Source organism: Aedoeadaptatus acetigenes (assembly GCF_025566985.1).
Classification (GTDB): domain Bacteria; phylum Bacillota; class Clostridia; order Tissierellales; family Peptoniphilaceae; genus Aedoeadaptatus; species Aedoeadaptatus acetigenes.
The window spans coordinates 15,636-41,620 of the sequence record NZ_JAOQJD010000007.1 but is presented as its reverse complement, the minus strand read 5'-3'; the positions used below and the strand labels follow the sequence as shown (position 1 = coordinate 41,620).

Genomic DNA, 25,985 nt, shown 5'->3' with positions numbered 1-25,985 from the left:
GACGATGAAAAAGACAAAAATCGTAGCCACCATCGGCCCGGCGTCTTGGGACGAGGCCACCTTGCGGGCCCTCTTCGCCGAGGGCGTCAATGTGTGTCGCTTAAATTTCTCCCACGGCGATCATAAGAGCCACAAGGAAACCATGGATCGGATAAAAAAAGTGCGGGAGGAAATGAATCTGCCCGTCGCCCTCATGCTGGATACGAAGGGACCGGAGATTCGTACTGTCACCTTTAAAGATGGGGAGGCCACTTTAAGCGAAGGGGCGGCCTTCGCCCTTTACGCAGACGAACAAGAAGGAGACGAGACGGGCGTTTCCATTACCTACGACCGTCTTTACAAAGACGTGGCGCCGGGGCAGGTCATCTTGCTGGACGACGGGCTTATGGCCCTTGAAGTTGTGGGCATCGAAAATACGACCATTCACACGAAAGTCTTAAACGGCGGCGTGATTAAGGACCACAAAGGAATCAACGTCCCCGGAGCCTCCATTCAGCTGCCGGCCCTCACGGAAAAAGACGTGGAAGACATTCGCTTCGGCATCGAGGAAGGGGTAGACTTCATCGCCGCCTCCTTTATTCGAAAAAAAGACGACCTCATTGCCATTCGCAATGTCCTGGAAAGCCACGGCGGCGAAAGCATTAAGGTCATCGCGAAAATCGAAAACAAAGAGGGCATCGACAATATGGATGAAATTGCCTCCTTTGCCGACGGCATTATGGTGGCCAGAGGCGACATGGGCGTGGAAATCGAAACGGAGCGGGTGCCCCTGGTGCAGAAGCAATTAATCGAGCGGGCCATCGACGAAGGGATTCCCGTGATCACCGCCACGCAAATGTTGGATTCCATGATTCGAAATCCCCGGCCCACCCGGGCGGAAGTGGGGGATGTAGCCAACGCCATTATCGACGGCACCAGCGCCGTCATGCTCTCGGGAGAAACCGCCGGGGGAAAATACCCGGTGGAAGCCGTGAAGACCATGGCCAAGGTCTGCGCCTTTACGGAAGCCGCCCTGGATTACGAACATATTTTGAACAAGGGCAGCCAGTTTAAGCGAAACACCACCAATGTCATCGTGCGCCATGCCGTAGAAATGGCGGAAGAAATTTCCGCCGATGCCATCGTCATTGCCACGGCCACGGGATACAGCTCGAGAAATCTGGCGAAGTTTCGCCCGAAAGCCGACGTCTTTGCCGTCACCGAAGACGACGCCGTGCTCCGGCAAATGAGCCTGCAGTGGGGCGTCACCGGCGTCAAGGGTGCGATCAATCAACAGCAAATTTTCGAAGAGACGGCGAAAATCGTGAAGCGGGCAGGCTTCATTAAAGAAGGGGATTTAATCGTCATGGTGGCGGGGATTCCCCAAGGGGTGGCCGGCAGCACCAATGTTGTGAAGGTCCATCAAGTGGCCTCGACGCTCCACAAAGGCGTGGGCATCGTCATGGGCCGAAAGACCGCGCGGGCAAGAATCGTCTCCGAAGATGGCGCTTATATGCGGGACTTCACTGACGGAGACATTATCGTGGCGAAAAGCTATGAAAAGGCCCTGGCCCCCTATTTAGCCCGGGCCGGCGGCTTTATCTCCGAAGAAGAAGGCCTCACCTCCCCTTCGGCCATCGCCGGTTTGTCCCTGGGCAAGTGCACCATCGTGGGCTGCAAGGGAATTACCGACGGCCTGAAATCCGGCGACGTCATTACCATGAACGCCGATACCGGGGAAATCTTCTTGGGGAATGTGCGCACGAAGTAGCCTTGCATGAACAGCGGCAAATGATTATAATTGTTTCGTAAGTAGAGTAGACAAAAGGCGTTAAGTGTTGAGAGATGGGAAGTTGCTCTCAAACGAAGAGTGAAGAGGCTCGCTATCTTTTGTCGCATCCGCTGCTGTCCTCTTAAGCAGCTTAAGGAGGAAAAATGAAACAATTAAATACGAAGAAACTAGCCTTTTTGGCGGTGATGGTGGCGCTGCAGATCGTCTTTGCACGCACCTTGGGAATTGATCTGGGCAGTGTGCAGAGAATCAGCTTTTCCTTTATTCCCGTCACCTTGGCTTCGGCGGTCGTGGGACCCATCCCTTCAGGGATTGCGGCAGCTGTGGCCGATATTTTGGGCTTTATTACCAAGCCCACCGGGCCCTATTTTCCGGGATTCACCTTTAACGCCTTTTTAGGCGCATTTATCTACGGCTATTTCTTCTACAAAAAAGAGCTGACATTGAAGCGCATCATCTTGGCCAATGTGGTGGCCACATTGGTGGTGAATGTTTGCCTGGGCACCGTGTGGGTGCACATGCTCACGGGCAGCCCTTACGGGCCCCTGTTTGCGGCAAAACTTCCCTTCCAAGGTCTGATGCTTGTCATAAAAATCGTCGTGCAAGCCTTGATTTTAAAACGGCTCGTCGACGAAGCCGCTCGGCTGTTTCGTTAAATAAGCGCCTCGCCATCGAAAAACGGTGGCGGGCTTTTTTTATGGAAAAGACGGCAAATGTGGTAAAATAATTAGCATTACGATGTCTTTTCGGCGCATGCCGTAAATAGAAATAGGAGTTAGTATGTCCAATGTAACAGTTGCTTTTGTAAGTTCCGCCTTGGCCGGTCTCGCCACCATGTTCGGCGCCCTGATCGTCTTTGTGTCGAAGTCGGACAACAAGAAATTTCTCTCGTCCGCCCTGGGCTTTTCCGCCGGGGTCATGATTTTTATTTCCTTTATGGAAATGATGCCCATGGCGCAGGAAAATTTTATGAAGACCATGGCAGACAAACAGGCTCAGTGGATGGTGCTGGCATCCTTCTTTGGGTCCATGGCCGTCTTCGGCATCATATCCCACTTGGTGCCGGAAGCTGACGAGCCCCACGAAATCAAAACCGAAGAGGAAATGGAAGAGAGGAGCCACGAGCTGGCTCTGGAGAAAGTGGGACTGAAAAGCGCCGTCGCCATCGGGATCCACAACTTTCCCGAGGGGATGGTCACCTTTATGACGAGTCTTATGGACCCTGCCATGGGCCTTTCCATCGCCGTGGCCATTGCCATGCACAACATTCCCGAAGGCATCGGCGTGGCGGCGCCCATTTACTTCGCCACGGGAGATAAGAAGCGGGCCTTGTGGCTTACCTTCTTAAGCGGCGTCTCGGAGCCGGTGGGCGCCCTCTTGGCCTATCTCTTGCTGCGGCCATTTCTCACGCCCACCCTCTTCGGCGTGGTCTTTGGCGCCATTTCGGGCATCATGGTCTTGATCTCCTTCGACGAGCTTTTGCCCGCCTCTCGCGCCTACGGCGAGACCCACCTTTCTTTGTTGGGGCTGATCTTCGGCATGATGGTCATGGGCGCGAGTTTAATTATTTTATAAAAAGAATTTGTTTTTTTCCTTGACATTCCTTTTTGGTGTGCTATACTCATACTCAACAATCGAATCCACATGATAGAGGCGCACTTCACATCAGTAAGGATCATCTCCGGTCAATGGATGATCGTGAAAGGGTGACGTGCCGAGGGTTAGTCGCTTGTGTCCACAAGTCGCTATCACCGGGACGTAGGAGAATATCCTGCGTACTGTCGTTCTACGGAACGGAGAGCTATCGTGCCTTTTGAGTTTTTATTCTCGTGAAATAATCAAGAGTCATGGTAGTATCATGGCTCTTTTTTCGATTGAAAACTCAGAAAGGAAGATTTACATGACGAATCAACGCAATCTCATTATCGCCTTAATTTTAGGCATCGTCGCCATTGGGGCGAGCTTTGCCGTGGCGGCCTCGGGCATGAGCACAGAGGCCACGGCCTGGTCCCTCTTGCCGCCCATCGTAGCCATTACCTTGGCCCTGATTACCAAAGAGGTATTTCCGTCGCTCTTTACCGGGATCTTCGTCGGTGCCATTTTGGCCAGCGGGGGATCCTTTCCCACGACCATGGACCACGTCATCAACGAAGGATTGATCGGCGCCGTATCCGGTACGGCAGGGATTTTTATTTTCCTCGTACTCTTGGGTATGCTCGTCGCCCTCATTAATCGAAGCGGCGGCACCAAGGCCTTCGGTGAGTGGGCCGCGCAACACATTACATCCAGACGGGGCGCGCAAATGGCGGCCTTCTTCCTGGGAATCTTGATCTTTATCGACGACTACTTTAACTGCCTTACCGTGGGCAGCGTTATGCGACCGGTCACCGACCGCTTCAAGATTTCCCACGCCAAGCTCGCCTACATTATCGACGCCACGGCGGCGCCGATCTGCATGATCGCCCCCATTTCCTCTTGGGCGGCAGCCGTATCCGGCTATGCGGAAGGCACGGGCATGAGCGGCATTACTATGTTTGTTCGCGCCATTCCCTACAACTTCTACTCCCTTTTGACTTTGATCTTCGTCATCGTCTTGATCTGGCGCCGCGACGATTACGGTCCCATGCTTCGCTACGAAGAAGCGGCCCTTCAGGGCGACGATATTTCCGCACTGGAACAAGAATTGCAAACGGTAGAAACCGCCGATCACGCCAGCCTTTTCGATCTGGTGGTTCCCATTATTTTCTTGATCATCACCTCCGTCATCGCACTGGTTTACGTCGGCGGCTACTTCGATCCCGCATCGGATTTTACCGGCGACTTCATCGGCGCCTTCGGTAACACCGACGCCACCGTGGCCCTTCCCTGGGGTGCCACCATTACCTTGCTCTTTACCATCGCTTATCTGATCATTCGCCGCGTGCTGAGCTTCAACACTGCCATGAACTGCTTGACCGAAGGTTTTAACTCCATGGTCGCCGCCATTATGATCTTAACCATGGCGACGGCACTGAAGAACATTTCCAACGACCTTTTAGGCAGCGCCGAATTCGTCGGCGGCATGATGGGCAATGTGGCAGGCAGCTTGCAATTGTTCCTCCCCGTGGTCATCTTTATCGTAGCGGCCCTCTTGGCCTTCGCCACCGGCACCAGCTGGGGCACCTTCGGGATTTTAATCCCCATCGTCACCAGCATGTTTACCGTGGACAATCACCTGTTCTTTATCGGCCTGTCCGCCTGCTTGGCCGGTGCCGTCTGTGGCGACCACTGCTCGCCCATTAGCGATACGACCATTATGTCTTCGGCCGGGGCTCAATGCAATCACGTGGTTCACGTGTCCACCCAATTGCCTTACGCCCTAACCGTGGCCGCAATCAGCTCCGTCTGCTACATTATCGCGGGCCTTATCCAAGATCCCTACATCCCCTTAATCGCAGGGGTTGTCATGGTGATCGTCGTCCTTTCTTTCGTGGGACGTCACAACAAGCACCCGGAACTGAGAAATCAACTGTAAACTTTGCGAGGCTTCGGCCTCGCTTTTTTTGTGGGAAAGGGTTCAATTGTGAAGACAAATCGAAGTTTTTCCGAACGGCTTTATAATTGGGCGTCGATCTTCTATAATGAAGGTTCAGGAGGTGGGTATGGAAGATCGATTTGAGGAAATGGCCACGATATTGGACGATTTGGTGGACGAGTTGCCCCAGTATTATTTCCGCGGCCTAAACGGCGGCGTGCTCTTTTCGCGGGAGGAGATGCACGACGAGACCTATCCAGAGCTTTACATTATGGGCCACTACAAATCCGAGCCCATGGGCAAATCCATCGTCTTGTACTACGGCTCTTTTATGGCCCTTTACGGCTACGAATCCCGCGAAGGGATTACGGAGCGGCTGAAAGAAACCCTGTACCACGAACTGACCCATCACTTAGAAACCTTGGCCGGCGAAAACGACCTGGTCCTGGAAGATGCGGCCTTTATGGAGCGACACCGGAGGGAACATGAATAAACTTTACGGAAACTTTTTTAAATACGTGGGAACGATCATCGACTACGTGCTGGAATTTTTTATTACGGTGTTCAGCATGCTTACGGAGCTCTTCCGCTCCTTTCGCAGCCTGCTCTTGTCTCTGTTATTTTTCGGGGGATGCTTGTTCTTCTTCATCTTTTTAATTCCGATGAGCTTTTCCTCCCGAGGCGGCACGAACTGGGGCGGAATTCTGCTTCTCATACTGATCTTTCCCGTCATCGGCTCCTTTGCCGTCAGTCGGCTCAAGTACCTGCAATACATGGTGACGGAATTTTTCTACGAGCGGGCCGACTACTATCTTTTGGGAAAAGATATTACCTACGAAACTATGGGCGACTACGGCAGGCGCTACCAACGGAAAATTGAAGAAGAGCGTCGCCGCCAAGAAGAGGCCCGCGCCCGCATGGAAGAGGAGCTTTTCCGGCAGCGCTTCGAAGCCTTTTTTAATCAGGCCAATTCCTACGGCGGCGCCTACGGCAATTATAATGAAGGCAGCTACAATCAGGGCGGCTACCAAGGAGCCTACGACGGTGGCTTTAAGGAAAAATACGAAGCCGCCATCGAGCGTTTGGGCGTGGACGTAAACGCCGACAAGTACGAAATTCGCCTGGCTTACAAGAAGCTCGCCAAAAAGTACCACCCGGATTTAAATCCCGACAAGGACACGACGCAGATTTTTCAGGAAATCAACGCGGCCAACGACTTTTTAAACGACGAAAACATCGCCCGCTACAAATCCATGTACGGAAAGAAGCAGTAGGCGAGAAGAAAGAGGAGCCGGCGGGCTCTTTTTTCTTGGCATGAAAAAAAGCCCTCGCGGGGCCTTTTTTACAGGAATTTGCTCTTAATGTTTTCCCAATAATTGTTTTCCATGACTAATTTATGAATGCGCTTGTCGGCGAAGCGAATATTGATCCGCTTCATCTGCGTGTAACTGTGTTCCCTGCCGTCGACCAGGACCAGATTGCTGTTGGCGTAGCGCCGTTCCGGGACGAGAGAAATGACGTGTTCGCCGGGAATCACGATGGACGTGGTGAGGGAGCGGTAGCTTTGGGACGATATGGGCGCCATGGGCGTCATGGCCATGGCCTCCACCTTGGGGTGGATCATGCCGCCGCCTAGGGACAGATTGTAGCCGCTGGAGCCGGAAGGCGTGGAGACCAGCATGCCGTCGCCGGAAAATTTCTCCAAATGGTTGCGGTCGATAAAAACGTTCATGTGAATGACCTTTGAATTTTGCGCCTTTAACACGATTTCGTTAATGGCCTGAACGTAAAACTTTTTCTGATTGGTGTAAATTTCCGCGCCTAAAATGGGAAGCGCCTCGATGTGGTAATTTTTGTTTTTGTAATCTTCGATAAAGGCATCCAAGCGATCCGGATTGATCTCCTGATAAAAGCCCAAGTGGCCCGTGTTAATTCCCACGATGGGCGTGGACGAAAAATTCATGCGGTTGACCGCTTTAATAAAGGCGCCGTCGCCGCCGACGGTAATGGTCAGTTCCGCTTTCGGCGAGAGCGTCGTCGTGGGCGTGAAGTGGTGCTGCTTCAATTTCTGAATCAGGCGCTTCGTGGTCTTGCGACTCTCGAAATTCGAGTTCGATATAATATTGATGATGGGACTTGCCACAAGTTCACCTCCTTGTTAAAAACTTCCTTCACATATATGGTAAAACAAAAGGGGAAAAATGAAAAGTACAGACACCATGAAATTTATTACAGAAAAAAATTATGCCCGGGCCGATAGCTTCCTAAAAAGCCTGGGCTTTTCCCACACCCATATTCGCCGCGCCTTTCTCGCGGGCCTGGTCACCGCCAAGGGCGAGGTGATTGTTAAATCCACGCCCCTGGAGGCACGCGCGGCGGTGGCCGTGGCCTTTGCCGACGAAGAGTCGAATCTCGCACCGGCGCCCATGAAACAAAAAATTTGCTACGAAGACGAAGATCTCCTCGTCATCGACAAGGGCGTGATTCCCGCCATGCCCTGCAAAATGTATCCCGATCACACCTTGGCCAACGAGGTGTGGGGCTATTTTCAGTCCAAGGGCATTCGGCGGAAGGTGCGCATGCTCGGGCGGCTGGACAGGGAGACCACCGGGCTTTTGGTGGTGGCAAAAAATCCCTACGCCTACGGCGTCCTCGAAAAGGACCACACGAAAAACAAGACTTATCTCGCTCTGGTGAAGGGGGTAGTGAAGGAAGCTGGAACGGTAAATGCACCCATAGGTGTGGGGGAGAGAAGCCTCGTGCGCGTCGTAAGAGACGACGGCCAAAGCGCCGTGACCCACTATAAGCCCCTTCAAACAGGCGAGGTGAGTCTGCTTGAGATAAAACTCGACACCGGGCGTACCCACCAAATCCGCTGCCATATGGCTCATGTGGGCCATCCCGTCCTCGGCGACGAACTCTACGGCGGCGGATGCGGCGGCGTGCATCTTCACGTGCACAAAATTTCCATCGTCCATCCCCGCACAAAGGCGCCCATGGTCTTTACATCGCCTATGCCAAACGAGTGGGTAAGTTACTTAAGCGAATGACAGGCCCCGGTGGCGATCTTGATTAAGCGGGGCCGTCGTAGTATAATAAAGACAAGTTAAATAACCCCTGCGGGGTTCGATACCTTCTATTAATTCAACCGACAAATCAGACACGGGAAATTGTGTCTAGTTACCTATAACAAGCCTCCACTGAGTGGAAGTTAGACGTAGTTAGCAAATTACCCACCTTTACTTTAAGGGCGGGTCTGAATTATACGAAGCCCGGCCCAGCGGGGGATCCAAAGATCCGGCGAGGTCCGGGTCTTTTTTATTGCCTTGAATAATTAATTGAAGTGCAACAAAAAAAGCAGATCCGAAGTGCACTGACTCCCAAAGGTTGGATTTCCGGGTCCAACTTTATGGGGTCACTCTACTAAGGTTAACCTGCTTTTTTCGTTTAATGCTTTTAAATTCCGAAAGAACCCATGTCGATGATCTCATCTGCCGTACGATTTAAAAATTCCGTATCGTGGGACACGACGATTAAAATCGCTCCGTCTCTCGCCATGGACCGCATAAGCTTTGAAATACTTACCATGTTTTCGAAATCCATTCCGCTTGTCGGCTCGTCAAAACCGATAATTTCCCGATCGCTCAATAAAACCGAAGCAATGGCGACCCGTTGCTTTTCGCCGCCGGACAAACTCATGGGATGGCGCTTTTTCTTATCCAAAAGGTTTAAGCGATCCAATATTCGTTCGCGCCTTTCCTCGTCGATCGTCTTTTGCCCGAGCACGACTTCCCCCGCCACGGTATCACTGAAAAGTTGATGGTTCACATCCTGCATAACCAATGCGGAATGTGCCAGCCGTTTACGTCGCGATAGTGTCGATCCTTTAAACTCGATATCGTCTTTCGCACTATTTTCGATGCCGAGAAGGCTTCTGAGGAATGTGGATTTTCCACAACCATTGGTTCCGACGATGCCGTAAACCTTTCCTTTTGCAAGGCCAATACCTTCTACGGAAAATCCCTTGGCCGATCCCTCAAAAAAATGCTGTAAACAGTGGATTTTGAGATCCGAGCCGTTACACTTTCCCGACTTTTCATTTAACGCCACATGTTGCGTCGAACGTAACCCTTGGGCGTACAACGCTTTTTCGGAAAGATCCAAAAACGCACTTTTATTAAACGTTGTTTTCAGCCTTCCCTTCTCCATAAGATATATTCTATCCACGAGATCCATAAGGTAATAAAGCCGATGTTCGGCAATCACTAATGTGATGCCTTCTCGTTTTAGCACATAAAGCATATCGTGTAAGGTTCGGGTCGCCTTTTCATCTAAATTTGACGACGGTTCGTCGAGCAGGATGATGGGTGCACCGCTTATATAGGCTGCGGCGATACTCAAGACTTGTTTTTCGCCGCCGGATAATTTAAAAATATCACGATTCATTAAATGTTCGATATGGAAAAGAGCGAGCATTTTCTGTAATCGCTCCTTCATTTTTTCGCGACAAAGGCCTATGTTCTCCAAATAAAATACCAGTTCCAAGGTCGTATCCACATTGAAAAAATGGGTCTTGGGATTTTGAAACACGCTGGCTATCATTTGGGACAGATCGGCCATGCTCATTTTTTCAACTGCACGACCGTCGATCAGTATTTCCCCTTCGAGGGATGCCCCGTCGTAAGAAGGGGCGATGCCGTTGATGGCGCGTAAAATGGAAGATTTGCCGGATCCGCTCTTTCCCGCGAGCAAGACGCATTCGCCGTCCGCCACAGAAAAGGTAATGTCGTGTAAGCTTTTTTCGGCCTCGCCATACGTTAAGGACAGATGTTTTATCTCAAGCATAACCAGCCTCCCAATACAAAACCGAACACGCCGAGAAAATACACGAGGTCGACGACGCCGCGTTTCACTTCCCGAAAGCGCGTTTTCTCTCCCTCGATGCCGATTCCCCGCGTTTCCGCCGCCATGGCAATATCATCGGCAATAGTCGACGATAAAATGAGCAACGGAACGCTTACATATTCCCCGTAGCGCAAAGGATTTTTCCACGTAATCCCTCGTATTTTCATCGCCTGCTTAATGTGATGGTGTTCTTCCTTAAAGGAAGGAAAAAAACGAAACATGACGGCGACGGGGATGGCAATGGCTCGTGGCACATGGACGGTATCCATAGAGGTGATAATATCGCCTACGTCAGATGTTTGAATCAGGTATTTCCCCGCCATAAAAGGCAAGTAAAATATTTTAACCACGACGAAAAGGGCGACAAACATTTTTAAAAATCCGGGAAGGGCCATGGCGCCTTCAAAATTCGGCAGGAAATAAAGAAGAGCGAAAACCAAAAAGCTTTGCAATGCTTCTTTTTTAAATCCTCTCAACCAAAAGAACAAACTGATCCACACCATCACACCCCAGGCAAAGAACCCAATGGGGTGTAATACGGTAAAGCTTACGAGCATGGTAACAATAAATTTTGTAATGGGGTTTGGATTAAATGAAACATTTGGCGTTCCATTCATTACGCAATGCCCGCCTTAATGAAGTGTTTTTTAAGCATGGCGCGGCCGATCCACGCGCCGACGATGCCGCCCATAAAAGCTCCTACGTAGACGATGGCCATATGGGGGTAGGTGATAAGTTTTTCAAGGGCTTGAACATAATCCGATCCCATCATGGCGCACATTTCCATGTATTTTTCCTTTACTAAGAGCATTTGCATAAGGGATCCGCAAATCCACATGTTAAAAATACCAAAGGCGATGGCGTTATATTTAAAGGAACGATAATTTCCGCCTCGGCGAATAAATTCGGCGATCAACATTACCACCAATGCGTGGACAGGCACCACGTAAGTATGCCCCATGACAAACATTCCCAGGGGCGTCAACATTCCGAAGATAAAAAGCGCCCAGGGTTTTTGCTCTTTCGCCATAAACAACATGACGATGACGCCGCTAACGATGCCGAGAATGGTCGGATAGATTAAAAATAAAATAGGGATCATGCCGATCATGCCGACGCCGAATATTACAATAGAATAGATAACGTAAAAGATCCCGATGGTAACGAGATCTTTGACCTTTAATTTTTCATTCTTCATACTTCCTCCTAATACACAAAGGCTTCCGCCATTTCAGATTTTTCTATAAGGTTTCGGTAGGTCGGCGAGATCTTCAGCAGTTCGTCATGTCTGCCTTCCCCCTCGACTTTTCCTTTGTTTAAGACGACGATTTTATCCGCTTTTTCCACGCTCTTTAAGCGGTGGGAAATGATGACCACGGTCTTATTTTGAATCAAATGGTTCAGCGATTGTTGAATGGCCCGTTCGTTTTCTACATCCAAGCTGGATGCGATTTCGTCGAGAATTAATATGGGCGCATCTTTTAAGAAGGCGCGGGCGATGGAAAGCCGTTGCCGTTGACCGCCGGAAAGTTCCTGTCCGTTTTCTCCGATGGCCGTATCAAACCCTTCGGGCATTTCGTCGATAAAGTCCATGCAATTGGCCATACGCGCCGCTTCTTTTACTTCCTCGTCGGTGGCATCCAAACGCCCGATGCGGATGTTTTCCATGACGCTCGTATTAAACAGCATCACGTCTTGGAAGACGATGGATGTCTTTTTAAAGAGGGAGTCGGTGGAAACATTTTGAATGTCGTAGTCGTCGATGCGAATGGCGCCGGAATCGTAATCGTAAAGGCGGCTCATGAGTTTTAAGAGGGTACTCTTGCCGCAGCCGCTGGGGCCGACGAGGGCGGTAACGTCCCCTTGGCGAGCGGTGAAGTTCACGCCGTCCAGCACGTTCTTTTCGCCGTATCCGAAGTGAACATCTTCTACATCAATGCTTACGCGACGAAGATCCACGTCTTTTCCCTTTTGGAGGGGCGCATCTTGAATAGAAGCTATATTTTCGACGCGAGGGGTAATGTAGCGAATTTCCAAAGCCGTTTCGTTGGAAAGATCAATTAAATCTTTAAGCTTCATGGCGGCGAGGACATAGCCTACGACATAGAGTAAACTCACTTCCCCTTTGGCGAGAAGGCCGACGCCGACGTAAAGAACGATGCCGAGACTAATGAAAGAGAATAAATTCGACAAAGCTATAATGATGAAGTTAACGCCTTCGGTCTTCATATGGATCTTTTCGCTTTCGTCCATTTTGGTGTAAAGATCCTTTTGAACGTCATCCGTTAAATGGTAGCTCCGGATTTCCTGATGCAGCTCGATGGCCTCTTGAAAATCTTCCGCATTGGCTCGCAGCTGATCGAAGTATTTTTTATTACTCTTAATGCCTTCTCCTTTAAACGCGACGAGGATTAAGAGGCGCAGGGTCATGGGAAGGATGACCGCAAGGCCCAGCTTAACATTCCCTATCAACAGCATGATGCCGAGAATGGGAATGAAGAGGTAGAGCCCGTAAATTTTCGGAATGGCGTGGCTCATGGCGTGTTCCATAGCATCCACGTCGGACATAATGGATTGTGCCAAATCGCTTAAATTGCGTTTTGAGAAAAAGGCCAGAGGCAATTTCGCCAAAGTCTTCCCTAAATTTTCTCGCAAGTTCGCCGATTCTTTGTATGTGGCGTTATACATGCGCTCGTACTCCACGAGGAGAGCGACAAACAATATGACGCAAATGCCGAGAGATAGCGCGAAATAAAGTGTTTGCGAATAGAATGTGCCTTCTAAAATCTGCTGACCCAGCAACATAAGAATCATGACGGGAAACATGGCGATGACGTTGACGATAAAGCTCGCCCATACGGCACGCACCAATCCCTGTGCACCTTCTTCGGTTACATGGAATTTCTTTTTAAAGTGCTCTTTCATCGTTGATCCTCCAATCATTGGCCATGTTATAGCGCAAAAGTTCCCGCTTGTAGTAGCTGTCTTTTGCCATCAGCACGTCGTGGCTTCCTCGCTCCACAACCTTCCCCTTTTCCATGACGAGGATTTCATCTACGTTTCGCACGCTCGTCAAGCGGTGGGCGATCATAATAACGGTTTTGCCCTCCATGAGCTTTTTAAAGGATGCCTGCAATTTGTACTCATTGTCGGCGTCGATGGCGGCGCTGGCTTCGTCCATTACCACGATTTTTGCGTCTTTCAGCATGGCGCGGGCAATGGCGATCCGTTGTTTTTCTCCACCGGAAAGGTACACGCCTTTGGCGCCGATTAAGGTGTGGATGCCCTCGGGCAGGTTTTCGATAATGTCCATGGAGGCGGCGTCTTTCAGCGCCTTCAACACCTCGTCTTCCGTGGCGCCGCCTTTGGCGACGGCGATGTTGTCGAATATGGAGCCGTTAAAGAGTTTCGGATCTTGGAAAATAAAGGCGATGTTTTTCGCCACGGCTTTTTCCGAATAATCGGACAAAGGCGTTCCGCCGATGAAAATGTCGCCGCCGTCGATTTTATAAAATCCGGAAAGGAGTTTGGCGAGGGTGGATTTCCCCGATCCCGACGCGCCGATAAGGGCGTAGGTTTTGCCCCCTTCCAAGTTCAGGTTGAAATCCTTAAAGACGGGCTTGTCCCCGTAACCGAAATCCACGTGGGAAAAGGCGATGTCTTCCCCGTCGAATGTTTCCTTCGTTCCAAAGGCGATTTTATCTTTCAGCATGTCGTCGTACATTTTCTCTAAATTGGAAAGGGCGTAGTTGGCGTTAAAAATATATATGCTGGAATACATGATCCGCATGAGGGATGAAAAGACGACCCCCGAAATAAAGAGGAGCATGATCAGTTCCACGTAGAAAGAACGCATATCGCCTACGCGGTGTAAGTAGAATGACAGGGGAACCATGACGATGGCGATGACGCCGATTAAGAGCCATTGAATCGCCGTGTAGGGCAATTTGCAGGATTTGGAATAGGCGTAGGCGTATTTTGCGTAATCGTGAATGGCGTCGTGAAGTGCTTTAAAGGATTGAACGTCGGCGCCGAAAATTTTGACAACTTGAATGCCCCGAATGTATTCCACCGTTTCGGCACTCATGCGCTTTAAGGCGTCTTGGTAAATTTGAATAAATTTTGTTTCCCCGCCCATCATGGATTTAAAGAGAACACCGCCGACGGCGATAAGGACGACGAGGACGATGCCCAATCGAATGCTCACGTAAAAACCTAAGATCAAACTTAGAATGGGCACGACAAAAGCTTGCCCTAAATCGGGAATCATGTGTGCCACCGATTGGTGCGTTAACCCGGCGTTGTCGTCGATGGTTTTGCGAACGACGCCGCTGGGATTGAGATCGAAAAAGCGGAAGCTGGCTTTTGCCACGCCGTCGATGCCTTTTTTGCGAAGATTGGTTTCCAAGTGAAAACCTAATTTATGGGATGCGAAGCCCGATGCGAAATAAAGCAAACTGCCTACCGTCAAGGTAATCATGGCGCGAATAGAGAGCGCCATGGCGTGGGCGACGTTGCCTTCTTGAATCAACGCCACCATAACGCAGTAGACGAAATAATAGCCCGCCACGAGACCTGCGGCGCTTGCAATGGATAAGAGCAGAGATAAGTAACCGTAACCCTTCGCCTCGGGTACATATGCGAAGATTTTTTTATAAATGGCCATAAGACCTCCTTCCTCGTGATAATAGTTATCACGAAATCTTGTAAAAAAACTTAAACCGACTTAGACTGTCGATTTAAGTATGTTTTGGGTGGCGGCGAGAAGAAGTTGGCGATGCTTTTTAAAATTTTCCCGTGCATCTAAAAGTTCGCTGCCGAGGATCATCGTGTTGATGAAATCCGTGAGCAAATCCAGCATGTCCTCATTCATCTGCACGCCCTCTTTGGAAAATAAAAATGCGTTTAATTCTTCCAGGGTTTGCTCCTTTAATTTTAAAAACAGCTTTTCCAATTTTTCATTGCGACGTTTGGCGAGTAAAAACTGCACGTACACCGGCATATAGGGGTTGTCATCAAGCATTTTCTCTACGATGCTCTCCGCCACAAATTCCGGATCGATCGGGCCGTCATAGCTTGCCGTGGCATCCTTGATAATGTCGTTCCGGTAGCGCATGCCCTCCACCATTAAATCGTAGAGAATGTCGTCGACGCTTTTGTAGTAATGGTACAGGCCGCCCTTGGAAAGCCCCGTCGCCTCTACAACATCTTCCATGGTGACGTGGCTGTAGCCTTTCTCCGTTATGAGTTTTGCCGCCGCAGCTAAAATTTCTTTCTTTCGCGCCTCCGGACGTAAACGCTTTTTAGCCATAACCTCTCCTTCCTTTTTCCATTACCGACGGTTCCGTCGGTAATAATAATGTACAACGGTTTTCGTTTTTCGTCAATCCTTTTCTGCGCTTTTTCGCATTAGAAAACCCCCGGTTAGACCGGGGGTTCCGTTGCACTTCGATTGCAATTTGAACAATAAAAAAGCGACGAAGATATCATTCTAAGTCGCTTGCTTCATAACGTAAATTTTAATTGGTTAACTCCTGTATTTCTGTAAACACACACAAATGGTCTGAGTTGCTATGGGCTTTAAGCTCAATGCTTTTCACACCATACTTATTATTTGGTATTAAAATATGATCTATTCTTGTCCTAAAAGGCGATGGAATATCTATGTTCCATGTTCCCGAATTAAATTTCGATGCATGCTCCAAAGCATCTACATGTGTTTTTATAGTATTAAGACGACCATGCTTCATTGTGGCATTGAAATCTCCAATTATAATCGAATCTTTATTATGCTTAGAAAGGTCTGAAATTAAATCTAAATCATTTTTCCAAATGCCCATTAACCCCGGAAGCGGAGGTGCCGTGTGCAATCCTATAATGGACGGTTTGCCCTTTGTAGTTGGAGATAAATAGACTGTTCCAAATCTCGTCATAGGTGTTTTCTTGTAAAAATTGTAGCGACCGAATGCCCTCTTTATCACGATTGTAACGGGAGCTATACTGCCCTCCGTCGGTTCCGAAACATAGACTTCATACTTTTCGAAATCAATACCGGCTTTTTTGAACAAATTAATGAGCCTGCTATTCGAATGATCCCCTTTTTCATATCCTCCAAGTTCCGGGAACACAGCTATATCAGCGTCAAATTCGCCGAAAATATCTCGGATGTTTGCCTCGTTTATATTGTCAGCTACATTCCATTCAACGAGTCTAATTGTCTGACCATCACGGCTTGTCTCGACTAGTTTATCTGTGCCGGTTCCTCCGAAAATAAAAAGCATTGAAAAAACCATTGATGAAATTAAAATTGAATTTGGCGTATCAAATTTCAATTTAAATCCATTCTTTAACAAGGTAATTGCCACTGCTAATAATGAAAAAAGGAGCATTACAAGGCATATCATGGTAAAAAAAGAATATAAATGGGCAAATCCGAATGTTGTTGTGAGCATTCTATTTAATTTGTACTCCGAGAAAAAAGCATAGCTACATCCAAAAATGGCATAGATCAGAAGAAATAGGCAAAATAAAATGTCTCTCTTTTTCATAGTAAAATCCATTCTCCTTCACTGTATAAAATTGTTGCTCATCCTGTGGCGAGTAGCCTATTTTTAACATATTTCCCTTTATTTTCGTTTTTAAAATTTCGGCTCTTTTTCTTTGACAAAACATCAATTTTTACTCATCTTTTTGTAACCGCGGGAGAGGAGACAAGGCGTATATTAAAATCAGATAGCGGTAGCCAAAAAAGCGTCGAATGCCTTTATAAAGCAGACGTCGGCACCGTACATAGAAAAAAGCATAGAAGGAGGATGAAGATGAAGAAGTTACTTTTAATCGGCGGCGGATTGGCCCTCGTGGCCCTTGTGACGGCTTTTTGCATCGTGCCCTACATGTCCTTTGCGAAAAGCGAGAAAAGCCAGTGGAAGGAGCCCTGCTTGAAGACGGCGCGGAATTTTGTTTTAAACGACTTTTGTGATTTCGCTGAGGATACGGGATTGAGCACGACAAATCTGAGCAAGGACTCGAAGAAGCTTCAACAGTTCATCAAAGACAAACGAGCCATGAATGCGTATCGTTGTGAGGTAGTGGGGCGAAAATACGTCCTTGAAAAGGCGATCTTCGAGGACGAAAAATTTATCGATAACGGCGACGGTACCTACGACGTTACCATGTTCGTGGATTTTTACTTCTACGACGGCAAGGAACACTCCTCTGTGTGCAACTCCTACAAAGTCCATCTCGTCATCGAAGAAGGCGTGCCCAAGGTTTTGGCGGCCATGGCCGGCGACACGGGGGCCTCTTGGTTAATCGACGGGGCCTACGGAAACACGACCGACAAAATGGATTACAGTTGGCAGCTTCCGGGAAAGAAGAATAAGAAGGCCGCCGTGCCTTACGATTTAGAAAAGTCGAAAAAAGAACTGAAAGCCGAGCTCGAAGCACCGCCGTGGCCGGGTGGAAAAGAGGAAGGTTGAAACAATGCTCGAAGGACATTACGCGTCCTTCGGGCTTTTTTATTTCTTCCGTTATTTTTTCTTGACGAACGGCCTCGGGGGGCGTAGACTATTTGGTAGCGAAGATACTTTAATTTAGTGCGAGACACTAAAAAGGTCGCAAAACAGAATACACCTGTCCCGAGGGACGGGTCTCTCTTTGTGCCTTTTACCTTTGTAAAAGCTTTTTTTATAGGAGGCCATATGCTGAAACACTTCATAGAACCGGACGATATGACAGAAAGAGAGTACGACGATTTATTTAGACTGGCGCAAGCAATTGCATCGGATCCCGCAAAATACGCCCACGCGTGTGACGGAAAGATCCTGGCCAGTCTTTTTTTTGAGCCCTCCACGAGAACCCGCATGTCTTTCGACGCGGCCATGTACCGCCTCGGCGGCCAAGTGCTTCACTTAGGCGACGTCAAAGTCTCCAGCATGGCCAAGGGAGAAACGGTGCGCGACACCCTGCACATCGTGGATCAGTACGCGGACATTTGTGCCATGCGCCATCCCCACGCCTACACTCAACACAAGGCCGTGGACGTGCTGAAAAACATGCCTCTCATCAATGCCGGCGACGGGGACCACGCCCACCCGACACAAACCTTGGCGGATATTTTCACCATTCGCAAGCACAAAAAGGCTTGGTCCGGTTTAAAGATCGGTTTTTGCGGCGACTTGCGCTACGGCCGCGCCGTCCACTCCCTGTTTCAGTTTTTAAACCACTACGACAATGAATTCGTCTTTATTTCTCCGGAAGGGTTGAACATGCCGGAAGAGTATTTGGACACGGCCCGCTGCCCCTACGAGGAAGTGGACAATTTAAAGGCGGTCATCGGCGATTTGGACGTGCTGTACATGACGCGGGTGCAAAAGGAGCGCTTCATCAGCGAAGACGAGGCCAAGCGCTACGAAGGTTCCTACTTGCTCAATGCCGAGGTGCTGAATGCGGGAAGTGATGATCTAATCGTGCTCCATCCCCTGCCGCGGGTCGACGAAATCGACGCGGAAATCGACAGCGACCCCCGGGCCCTTTACTTCGAACAGGCGCAAAACGGCATGTACATGCGCATGGCTCTGATTCTGACTTTACTGGAGGCAAAAAATGAAGGTGATCAGTAACAAGGCGCTGGGCGAGGAGCTCTTCGTCCTCACCTTGGCCTATGCGGGCGAGGCGTCGCCGGGGCAATTTTTCATGGTGAAGCCCCGGGACCGGGCGAAGCTTTTGGGCCGGCCCATTTCGATCTTTTCCTTAAAAGACGGCGCCCTTTCCTTCCTTATAAAAAAAGTCGGCGGCGGCACTGAGGATTTGGCGCGGCTCTTGCCCGGCGAGGAGATCGTGGTGGAAGGGCCCTTCGGCCGAGGCTTTCCCGAAATAAAAGAAAAGACTCTCTATATCGGCGGCGGCACGGGCATCGCCCCCTCCCTCCACTTGCTGGAAGGGGACAAAGAAGGGAAGCTTTCCGTGGCCATCGGCCTTCGGGAAGAAAATGAAGCCCTTCAGGCCATTTACTCCCCCTATGGCGATCGGGTAAAATTTTATATCGGCGCCAATATTTTCGACGAACTTGCCATTGCAGATGAAGTGATTTACACCTGCGGGCCGGATCCCATGATGCGAGAAGCGGTGAAGCGGGCGAAGAACAAAATCTACGTCTCCATGGAAAAACACATGGGCTGCGGTTTCGGCGCCTGTTTGGCCTGCACCTGCGAAAGTGAGGGCAAGCGGGTGCGGGTCTGCAAAGACGGCCCGGTCTTCGAAGGGAGGGCAATCTATGCTTAAGACGGAACTTTTGGGATGCACCATGAAAAATCCCCTCATCGGCGCCTCGGGCACCTACGGCTTCGGCGAGGAATACGCCCCCTATTACGATCCGGACATCATCGGCGGCATTTCATCGAAGGGCCTCACATTGAACCCCCGACCGGGCAATACGGGAATCAGAGTGCACGAAACGCCTTCGGGAATCATGAATTCCATCGGCCTGGAGAATCCCGGCGTGAAGCATTTCATCGAGGAAATTTTGCCGGAGATGCGGAAGATGGACACGCTGATCCTGGCCAATCTCGGCGGCCACAGCGTGGAAGATTACTTAATCGCCGCGGAAATGTTAAACGAGGCGGACATCGACATGATCGAGCTGAATATTTCCTGTCCCAATGTGGCTTCGGGCGGCATGGCCTTCGGCCTGCACTGTCAGGATGCGGCGGCCATTACGGCCAAGGTAAAGGAAGTGAGCCGTCACAAAATCCTGGTGAAGCTTTCCCCCAACGGCGACAATCCGGCTGAGCTTGCGAAAGCTTGTGAAGCGGCGGGAGCCGACGGCATCAGCTTGGTCAATACTTTTCAAGCCATGGCCGTGGATGTGAAAAATCGCCGCGCCGTTTTCGACAATGTCTACGCCGGCCTGTCGGGCCCGGGGATTTTCCCCATCGCCCTCAGAATGGTGCGGGACGCGGCTCGGGCGGTGAAGATTCCCGTCGTCGGCATGGGCGGCATTCGCTCGGCGGAAGATGTCATCGCCATGATGATGGTGGGGGCACAGGCCGTGGAAATCGGCACCATGAATTTAGTGGATCCCCACATCGTGCCGAAACTTATCGCCGATTTGGAAACATATATGGAAGAAGAAAACATCGGATCCCTGGACGAGATTCGCGGGATTATTTAAAGGAGCGACTATGTACATTCAATTAGAAGACGGCACCGTCTTTACGGGCAAACAGTTCAGCGGCAAACAGCGCAGAGTAGGCGGTCGCTTTACGGTGCACAGCACCATGATCGGCCACGAAGAAGTGATGACCGATCCTGCCAATTTGGACCGCATCCTGCTCTTCACCTATCCCCTGGTAGGCGGCTACGGCATGAATTTCGAAGACAATCAATCCGACGGCCCGACGATCTCCGCCTTTATTTGCCGCCGCGCCATGGAAAACGCCACGAATTTCCGCAGCGAAATGGATCTGAAAGACTACTTAAACTACTACGACGTGGTGGGTATCGAAGATGTAGACACCCGCGGGCTCATTCGCCACTTAAAGGAAACGGGGATGCAACGAGGCGTGATTACCGATCGCCTCATGACGCCCTCTGAAATGGACGAATACTTCGCCGGACAAAACCCCAACACCATCGAAGAAGTGAGCACCATCGAGGTCACGGAAATCGAAGGGGAAGGCCCCACCGTCGCCCTTTGGGACTTCGGCGTAAAAGACGGGATTTTGGAAGAATTAAACGACGCGGGCTACCGCCTCATCGTCTATCCCGCCATGACCAATTACGAAGCCATTTTAGACGATAATCCGGATCTCTTGTTCTTAAGCTCCGGCCCCGGCGTCGCCGCCCACTATTTGGATTTGGTTCATGACATCGGACAAATGATCGGCAAACTGCCCATTTACGGCATGGGCCTCGGGGCTCAGTTTTTGGGCTTGGCCTTAGGCGGCGATTTGGTGAAACTCGCCTCGCCTCACGCCGGCGCCTCCATCGCCGTAAAAGGCGACGGGGAGCGGGTGTATATGACGAGCCAAAACAGAGAGTACGGCATCGAGCACTTGCCGGAATCCGTGGCCATCAATTACAGAAATGTCGCCGACGGATCCGTGGAAGGCTTTGTCGATAAAGAAAACAACGCCGTGGGCGTGCTCTTCGATCCCTTCGGCCTGCCCGGCGCACGGGATTTGTTAAGCACACAACTGTCCGTCATCAGTGAATTAGCCTAGGAGGAATTATGTCCCGTAATAAAGATATTCAAAAAGTACTCGTCATCGGCAGCGGCCCCATCGTCATCGGTCAGGCGGCGGAATTCGACTACTCCGGCACCCAAGCCTGCGAATCCCTTCGTGAAGAAGGGGTGGAAGTCGTCCTCGTCAATTCCAATCCGGCCACGATTATGACCGACAGGGAAGTGGCAGACAAGGTCTACATCGAGCCCTTGACGGCGGAAGTCATCGAAAAAATCATCGAACGCGAACGCCCCGACGCCCTCATCGCCGGCATGGGCGGGCAAACGGGCCTGAACCTTTCCATCGAGCTCTACGACTCCGGCGTCTTGGAAAAATACGGCGTGGAAATTATCGGCACCTCCATTCCCTCCATTAAAAAGGGCGAAGACCGGGAAGAATTCCGTCAACTCATGGAAGAAATCGGTGAGCCCATTATTGAATCGAAAACCGTGGAAACCGTGGAAGACGCCGTGGCCTATGCAAAAATCATCGGCTATCCCGTGGTTGTGCGCCCGGCCTTTACCTTAGGCGGCACCGGCGGCGGCATCTGCGATACGGAAGCGGAACTGAAGACCATCGCCCACGCCGGGATCCATCTTTCCCGCGTCGGTCAGGTCTTAATCGAAAAGTGCATTACCGGCTGGAAGGAAATCGAATACGAAGTGATTCGCGATTCCAAGGGCAGCTGCATCTGCGTCTGCAATATGGAAAACATCGACCCGGTGGGCGTGCACACCGGCGACTCCATGGTGGTGGCGCCGACACAAACCTTGACGGACATCGAACACGGCATGCTTCGGGAAGCGGCTTTTCGCATCATCGAAGGCGTGGGCATCGAAGGGGGCTGCAATGTGCAGTTCGCCGTGGAACCCAACAGTTTGCAATACGCTGTCATCGAAATCAATCCCCGTGTGAGCCGCTCCTCGGCCCTGGCCTCGAAAGCCACGGGCTATCCCATCGCCCGCGTGGCGGCAAAAATCGCCTTGGGCTTAGGCCTGGACGAAATCGAAAACAAAATCACCGGCACCCGCTCCATGGCCTTCGAGCCTTCCATCGACTACGTGGTCATGAAGATTCCCAAGTGGCCCTTCGACAAATTCTTTAACGCCGATCGAAACCTCGGCACGAAAATGATGGCCACCGGCGAAGTCATGGCCATCGGCCCCACCTTTGAAGTGGCCCTTCTAAAAGGCCTGCGCTCCTTGGAAATCGGCGCATTCAGCCTCCTTCATCCCCGCTTCAAAACCATGGACATCGCCACATTAAAGGAAAACGTCAAGCGGCCCAACGACGAGCGCCTCTTCTATCTGGCGGCTCTGTTGAACACGGGCTACGACATTAACCGCCTTTCCAGAGAAACGGGCATGGACGCTTACTTCCTCAGGATCATTAAGCGCATCGTCTGCGTGGAAGCGGAATTGGAAGTCATGAAGAAGGAAGATCTGACGGAAGACAAGCTCCGCGAAATGAAACGCTTGGGCTTCAGCGACGAAATCATCGCCAATCGCTTAAACGTCAGCGAAAAATTCATTCGCGAGCTGAGAAAGCTCTTCGGCATCGAGGCCAAGTACAGAAAAGTGGACACCCAAGGAGGCCTGGCAGATGCCGAGGCCAATTACCTCTACTCCAATTACGAAGGGGAAGATGAATCCCCGGTTCACGAAGACAAGCGCCGCATCATCGTCATCGGCAGCGGCCCCATCCGCATCGGCCAAGGGGTGGAATTCGACTACGCCTCCGTGCACTGCGTCAAGACCCTGCGCCGAGAAGGCTACGAAACCATTATCATTAACAACAATCCCGAGACCGTCTCCACGGACTTCGACATTTCCGACAAACTTTACTTCGAGCCCCTCACGGCGGAAGATACATTAAACATTATCGAAAAAGAAAAACCCGAAGGCGTCATCCTCCAGTTTGGCGGCCAAACCGCCATTAAGCTCGCCGGCGTCTTTAAAGAAGAAGGCATTCCCATTTTAGGCACGGATCCCACGGCCATCGACCGAGCGGAAGATCGGGAAAAATTCGACGCCATGTTGGAAGAGCTGAACCTCATTCGCCCGAAAGGCGTCGGCGTTCACGGCGTGGAAGAAGGCATGGAAAAGGCGGAAAGCCTGGGCTACCCCGTTCTCGTGCGCCCCTCCTACGTCCTCGGCGGCCAAGGCATGGAAATCTGCACCGCCGATGAAGATCTGCGCTACTATCTGGAAGAATCCTTCGCCATGGATCCCGAGCGCACGGTGCTGATCGACCAATACATTCAAGGCATGGAATGTGAAGTGGATGCCATTTCCGACGGCACCGACGTGTTCCTGCCGGGGATTATGGAACACTTGGAGCGGGCCGGGGTACACAGCGGCGACTCCATCAGCATCTATCCCAGTCGCCACATCTCGAAAGAAATGGACGATGCCATTTTAGAGGCCACGAAGAAAGTGGCACTGGAGCTGGGCGTTATGGGCATGATCAATATTCAATTCATTATTAAAGACGAGACTCTCTACATGATCGAAGTCAACCCGAGAAGCTCCCGCACCGTGCCCTATCTCTCGAAAGTCACGGGCATGAACATTACGGAAATCGCGACGAAAGTCATGCTGGGCGACAGCTTAAAATCCATGGGTTACGGCACGGGCATCGGCCCCGTTTCCCCCACGACCTGCGTGAAGATCCCCGTCTTCAGTACGGAAAAACTCCACCGGGTGGAAGCTTCCCTCGGGCCCGAAATGCGCTCCACCGGCGAAGTCTTAGGTGTGGGCCGCACGGAAGAAGAAGCCATGGCCAAGGGCTTTTTAGCCGCGGGCACGGACATTGCGCCGAAGAGCCGCCGCGCCCTTTGCACCATTCGCGACCGGGACAAAGAGGAATTTTTGCCCATCGCCAAGTCCCTGGCGGAAGACGGCGTCATTTTCTACGCAACCAAGGGCACCAAGGCCTTCTTAAACAAACACGGCATCGACGCGGAAGAAGTGCGCCGCATCGGCGAGGAAGCCCCCACCATGATCGACTTGATCCAAGAAGGCAAGATCGATCTCGTCTTCAACACCCCCACCAAGGGCAACGACTCCAAGCGCGACGGCTTTTTAATTCGCCGAAACGCCATCGAATGCGACGTGGAACTCTTCACCAATCTGGACAAGGCCAAGGTTTACGCCGAAACCTTAAAGAACAATCCTTTGAAAGACGATCTGAGAATTTACGAAATCGGCGACTATAACGCCGAGTGCTGATTGCCCCATCGCTCATTGGGGTAGAATCCCATAAAGGAGTGTGACCTATGGGAATCGGAATTGTCAGTGACTTATTAAATAAATCGGGAAAATCCAAAATTGATCGCCGGCTGCAAGTGGCCGCCGCGCGAAAAGAAGCAGACGCTCTGGAGGCGATGTTGGCGAAAAAAACCGACGTAGCCCAATACGTGATCCACGAATCCCTCGTGGCGAAATTAAAATGGGACAAGATCGACCTGGTCTTTCCCCTGGTAGAAGACGGCGATGCCGCCAAGGGCCTGGCGTCCATGTTGACCTCAGAAGGCATTCCCTTCGTCGGCGCCGGCGTCATGGGCCTGGGAATCGCGGAAGATCCCGTGCTCGTCGCCGCCATTTTAAAGCAACAGGGCATGGATTTTCGCCCGGTACACGCCGCAGAAAGCGTGGTGGATTTGGCTCAGATCGAGCTCGCCTACCCCGTGATCGTAACGGCAAAAGGGGAAGAATCCGTGTTTGTGGCCGATGAAGAGGCCCTTTACGAAGAGGCCAAGCACCTTCTGGATGTGGCCCCGATCATCTACCTCAGGGAGCCGTCAAAGGGCAAGAAAGTTCACGTGGCCCTTCTCGGAAACGGCGACGAAGTCAGCGTCTTTACGAAGGCCGTCGGCGGAGAGCTAAACGAAAAAGAAGAGGATCTCGTAAGGAATACGGCGAAAAAAGCCTTCGAGCTCTTTCAATTGAAGGACATGGGCTTTTTCGTCATGGAAGCGGACGGGGAGAAGGCCTACGTCATCGACGCCCGGGCTTCCGCCGATTTTCGTGCCGAGAGCGATTTTATGGCGGTATTAAGTGAAAAGGGCTTTCGTCCGGAAACTGCCGTCGACGCCATCGTCAATGCGGCAATCGACCGCACCGGGGCGGAAGTCAAGGCGAAAAGCGACGCCTTTCTCGCCACCGCCGCCACGCGAAGAAACGACATCGACATCCTCTTGAAGGAAGAACAATCCCGCCTCACCGAGGAGAAGATCGGCCGCTTCCGCGAAGAGACGAAGGAAATGCGCCGCAATGTGGAAGAAGGCGCGGAAAAAATGGAAGCCGGCGCCGAAGAAGCGGCGAGAGAAGCCAAGGGCCGCCTCCGTCAAGTGGAAAGAGGCGCCCGGGAGACCTGGTCCAAGGCCAAGCGCTACGCCAAGGAGCGGGTGGATGAAGCCCAAAGAGATGCGCGGATTGCTCAAGACGTGGTTACGGAAACCATGGACGACGAGGATATTCGCGAGCTGAAGCTGCGCTACGCCGCCCTGGAGCAAAGGGTCTACGCCTTGGAAGAGCGCATTCGCTTTTTGGAAAACCGATAAAATCAG

22 protein-coding genes, 1 other RNA gene and 2 riboswitches are annotated in these 25,985 nt (G+C 51.1%); of the genes, 15 read left to right on the top strand and 8 right to left on the bottom strand.

The features are described from left to right. Positions 1 to 4 precede the first annotated feature (4 nt). From pyk to OCV31_RS05015, 6 genes are all read left to right on the top strand, one after another. Positions 5 to 1,750: a pyruvate kinase gene (gene pyk, locus OCV31_RS05040; protein WP_148473177.1), complete on the top strand. Its 1,746-nt coding sequence runs from the start codon at positions 5 to 7 to the stop codon at positions 1,748 to 1,750. Positions 1,751 to 1,790: 40 nt separating this feature from the next. Continuing rightward, positions 1,791 to 1,886, top strand: a riboswitch (THF riboswitch). 28 nt (positions 1,887 to 1,914) lie between these two features. Next, the gene (locus OCV31_RS05035; protein ID WP_148473175.1) at positions 1,915 to 2,427 is read left to right on the top strand and encodes a folate family ECF transporter S component; all 513 of its coding nucleotides are present in this window, start codon (positions 1,915 to 1,917) and stop codon (positions 2,425 to 2,427) included. 124 nt (positions 2,428 to 2,551) lie between these two features. Beyond that, positions 2,552 to 3,346 carry a zinc transporter ZupT gene (zupT, locus tag OCV31_RS05030; protein WP_148473173.1) on the top strand — a complete coding sequence of 265 codons (795 nt, stop codon included), beginning with the start codon at positions 2,552 to 2,554 and terminating at the stop codon, positions 3,344 to 3,346. A 65-nt stretch (positions 3,347 to 3,411) separates the two neighbouring features. Continuing rightward, positions 3,412 to 3,583, top strand: a riboswitch (Lysine riboswitch). Positions 3,584 to 3,671: 88 nt separating this feature from the next. Continuing rightward, positions 3,672 to 5,285: a Na+/H+ antiporter NhaC family protein gene (locus tag OCV31_RS05025; RefSeq protein ID WP_148473171.1), complete on the top strand. Its 1,614-nt coding sequence runs from the start codon at positions 3,672 to 3,674 to the stop codon at positions 5,283 to 5,285. Positions 5,286 to 5,412: 127 nt separating this feature from the next. Further along, positions 5,413 to 5,778 carry a metallopeptidase family protein gene (locus tag OCV31_RS05020; protein WP_267303819.1) on the top strand — a complete coding sequence of 122 codons (366 nt, stop codon included), beginning with the start codon at positions 5,413 to 5,415 and terminating at the stop codon, positions 5,776 to 5,778. Then, positions 5,771 to 6,559, top strand: a complete 789-nt coding sequence (locus OCV31_RS05015; protein ID WP_267303818.1) for a J domain-containing protein — start codon at positions 5,771 to 5,773, stop codon at positions 6,557 to 6,559. Before OCV31_RS05020 ends, OCV31_RS05015 begins: the two co-directional genes overlap by 8 nt. 68 nt (positions 6,560 to 6,627) lie before the next feature. Here OCV31_RS05015 and OCV31_RS05010 read toward each other — a convergent pair whose 3' ends face one another. Beyond that, complete coding sequence (locus OCV31_RS05010) at positions 6,628 to 7,428, bottom strand: NAD(+)/NADH kinase (RefSeq protein ID WP_148473165.1); 801 nt, start codon at positions 7,426 to 7,428, stop codon at positions 6,628 to 6,630. A gap of 58 nt (positions 7,429 to 7,486) precedes the next feature. Here OCV31_RS05010 and OCV31_RS05005 point away from each other — a divergent pair, with 58 nt between their 5' ends. Next, entirely contained in the window at positions 7,487 to 8,335 is an 849-nt protein-coding gene (locus OCV31_RS05005; protein ID WP_148473163.1) for an RluA family pseudouridine synthase, read from the top strand. A gap of 61 nt (positions 8,336 to 8,396) precedes the next feature. Beyond that, a non-coding RNA gene (gene ssrS / locus OCV31_RS05000) (6S RNA) lies at positions 8,397 to 8,576 on the top strand. A gap of 165 nt (positions 8,577 to 8,741) precedes the next feature. Here ssrS and OCV31_RS04995 read toward each other — a convergent pair. The 7 genes from OCV31_RS04995 to OCV31_RS04965 form a co-directional block, all read right to left on the bottom strand. Beyond that, positions 8,742 to 10,130 carry an ABC transporter ATP-binding protein gene (locus OCV31_RS04995; RefSeq protein ID WP_148473161.1) on the bottom strand — a complete coding sequence of 463 codons (1,389 nt, stop codon included), beginning with the start codon at positions 10,128 to 10,130 and terminating at the stop codon, positions 8,742 to 8,744. After that, on the bottom strand, positions 10,118 to 10,807 hold the full coding sequence (locus tag OCV31_RS04990; RefSeq protein WP_148473159.1) for an energy-coupling factor transporter transmembrane component T: 690 nt from the start codon (positions 10,805 to 10,807) through the stop codon (positions 10,118 to 10,120). Before OCV31_RS04990 ends, OCV31_RS04995 begins: the two co-directional genes overlap by 13 nt. Beyond that, positions 10,807 to 11,388, bottom strand: a complete 582-nt coding sequence (locus OCV31_RS04985; RefSeq protein ID WP_148473157.1) for an MptD family putative ECF transporter S component — start codon at positions 11,386 to 11,388, stop codon at positions 10,807 to 10,809. Before OCV31_RS04985 ends, OCV31_RS04990 begins: the two co-directional genes overlap by 1 nt. Positions 11,389 to 11,396: 8 nt before the next feature. After that, positions 11,397 to 13,115 carry an ABC transporter ATP-binding protein gene (locus OCV31_RS04980; protein WP_148473155.1) on the bottom strand — a complete coding sequence of 573 codons (1,719 nt, stop codon included), beginning with the start codon at positions 13,113 to 13,115 and terminating at the stop codon, positions 11,397 to 11,399. Continuing rightward, positions 13,099 to 14,856 (bottom strand): ABC transporter ATP-binding protein, encoded by a 1,758-nt coding sequence (locus OCV31_RS04975; RefSeq protein WP_148473153.1) that lies wholly within the window; start codon positions 14,854 to 14,856, stop codon positions 13,099 to 13,101. The genes OCV31_RS04980 and OCV31_RS04975 overlap by 17 nt, the downstream gene beginning before the upstream one ends. A 60-nt stretch (positions 14,857 to 14,916) precedes the next feature. Then, positions 14,917 to 15,501: a TetR/AcrR family transcriptional regulator gene (locus tag OCV31_RS04970; RefSeq protein WP_148473151.1), complete on the bottom strand. Its 585-nt coding sequence runs from the start codon at positions 15,499 to 15,501 to the stop codon at positions 14,917 to 14,919. Between the two features lie 208 nt (positions 15,502 to 15,709). Beyond that, positions 15,710 to 16,738 (bottom strand): endonuclease/exonuclease/phosphatase family protein, encoded by a 1,029-nt coding sequence (locus OCV31_RS04965; protein ID WP_267303817.1) that lies wholly within the window; start codon positions 16,736 to 16,738, stop codon positions 15,710 to 15,712. Between the two features lie 270 nt (positions 16,739 to 17,008). Between OCV31_RS04965 and OCV31_RS04960 the strand changes: the two genes are divergently transcribed. The 7 genes from OCV31_RS04960 (at position 17,009) to OCV31_RS04930 (ending at position 25,979) form a co-directional block, all read left to right on the top strand. Then, positions 17,009 to 17,668: a hypothetical protein gene (locus OCV31_RS04960; RefSeq protein WP_148473147.1), complete on the top strand. Its 660-nt coding sequence runs from the start codon at positions 17,009 to 17,011 to the stop codon at positions 17,666 to 17,668. A 222-nt stretch (positions 17,669 to 17,890) separates the two neighbouring features. Beyond that, on the top strand, positions 17,891 to 18,811 hold the full coding sequence (gene pyrB / locus OCV31_RS04955) for an aspartate carbamoyltransferase (RefSeq protein ID WP_267303816.1): 921 nt from the start codon (positions 17,891 to 17,893) through the stop codon (positions 18,809 to 18,811). Next, on the top strand, positions 18,795 to 19,472 hold the full coding sequence (locus OCV31_RS04950) for an iron-sulfur cluster-binding protein (protein ID WP_148473221.1): 678 nt from the start codon (positions 18,795 to 18,797) through the stop codon (positions 19,470 to 19,472). The genes pyrB and OCV31_RS04950 overlap by 17 nt, the downstream gene beginning before the upstream one ends. Next, on the top strand, positions 19,465 to 20,361 hold the full coding sequence (locus tag OCV31_RS04945) for a dihydroorotate dehydrogenase (RefSeq protein WP_148473145.1): 897 nt from the start codon (positions 19,465 to 19,467) through the stop codon (positions 20,359 to 20,361). The genes OCV31_RS04950 and OCV31_RS04945 overlap by 8 nt, the downstream gene beginning before the upstream one ends. Before the next feature lie 10 nt (positions 20,362 to 20,371). Next, positions 20,372 to 21,412 (top strand): carbamoyl phosphate synthase small subunit, encoded by a 1,041-nt coding sequence (locus OCV31_RS04940; protein ID WP_148473143.1) that lies wholly within the window; start codon positions 20,372 to 20,374, stop codon positions 21,410 to 21,412. An 8-nt stretch (positions 21,413 to 21,420) separates the two neighbouring features. Beyond that, positions 21,421 to 24,645: a carbamoyl-phosphate synthase large subunit gene (gene carB, locus OCV31_RS04935; RefSeq protein ID WP_148473141.1), complete on the top strand. Its 3,225-nt coding sequence runs from the start codon at positions 21,421 to 21,423 to the stop codon at positions 24,643 to 24,645. Between the two features lie 47 nt (positions 24,646 to 24,692). Next, positions 24,693 to 25,979 (top strand): D-alanine--D-alanine ligase family protein, encoded by a 1,287-nt coding sequence (locus tag OCV31_RS04930; RefSeq protein ID WP_148473139.1) that lies wholly within the window; start codon positions 24,693 to 24,695, stop codon positions 25,977 to 25,979. Positions 25,980 to 25,985: the final 6 nt, after the last annotated feature.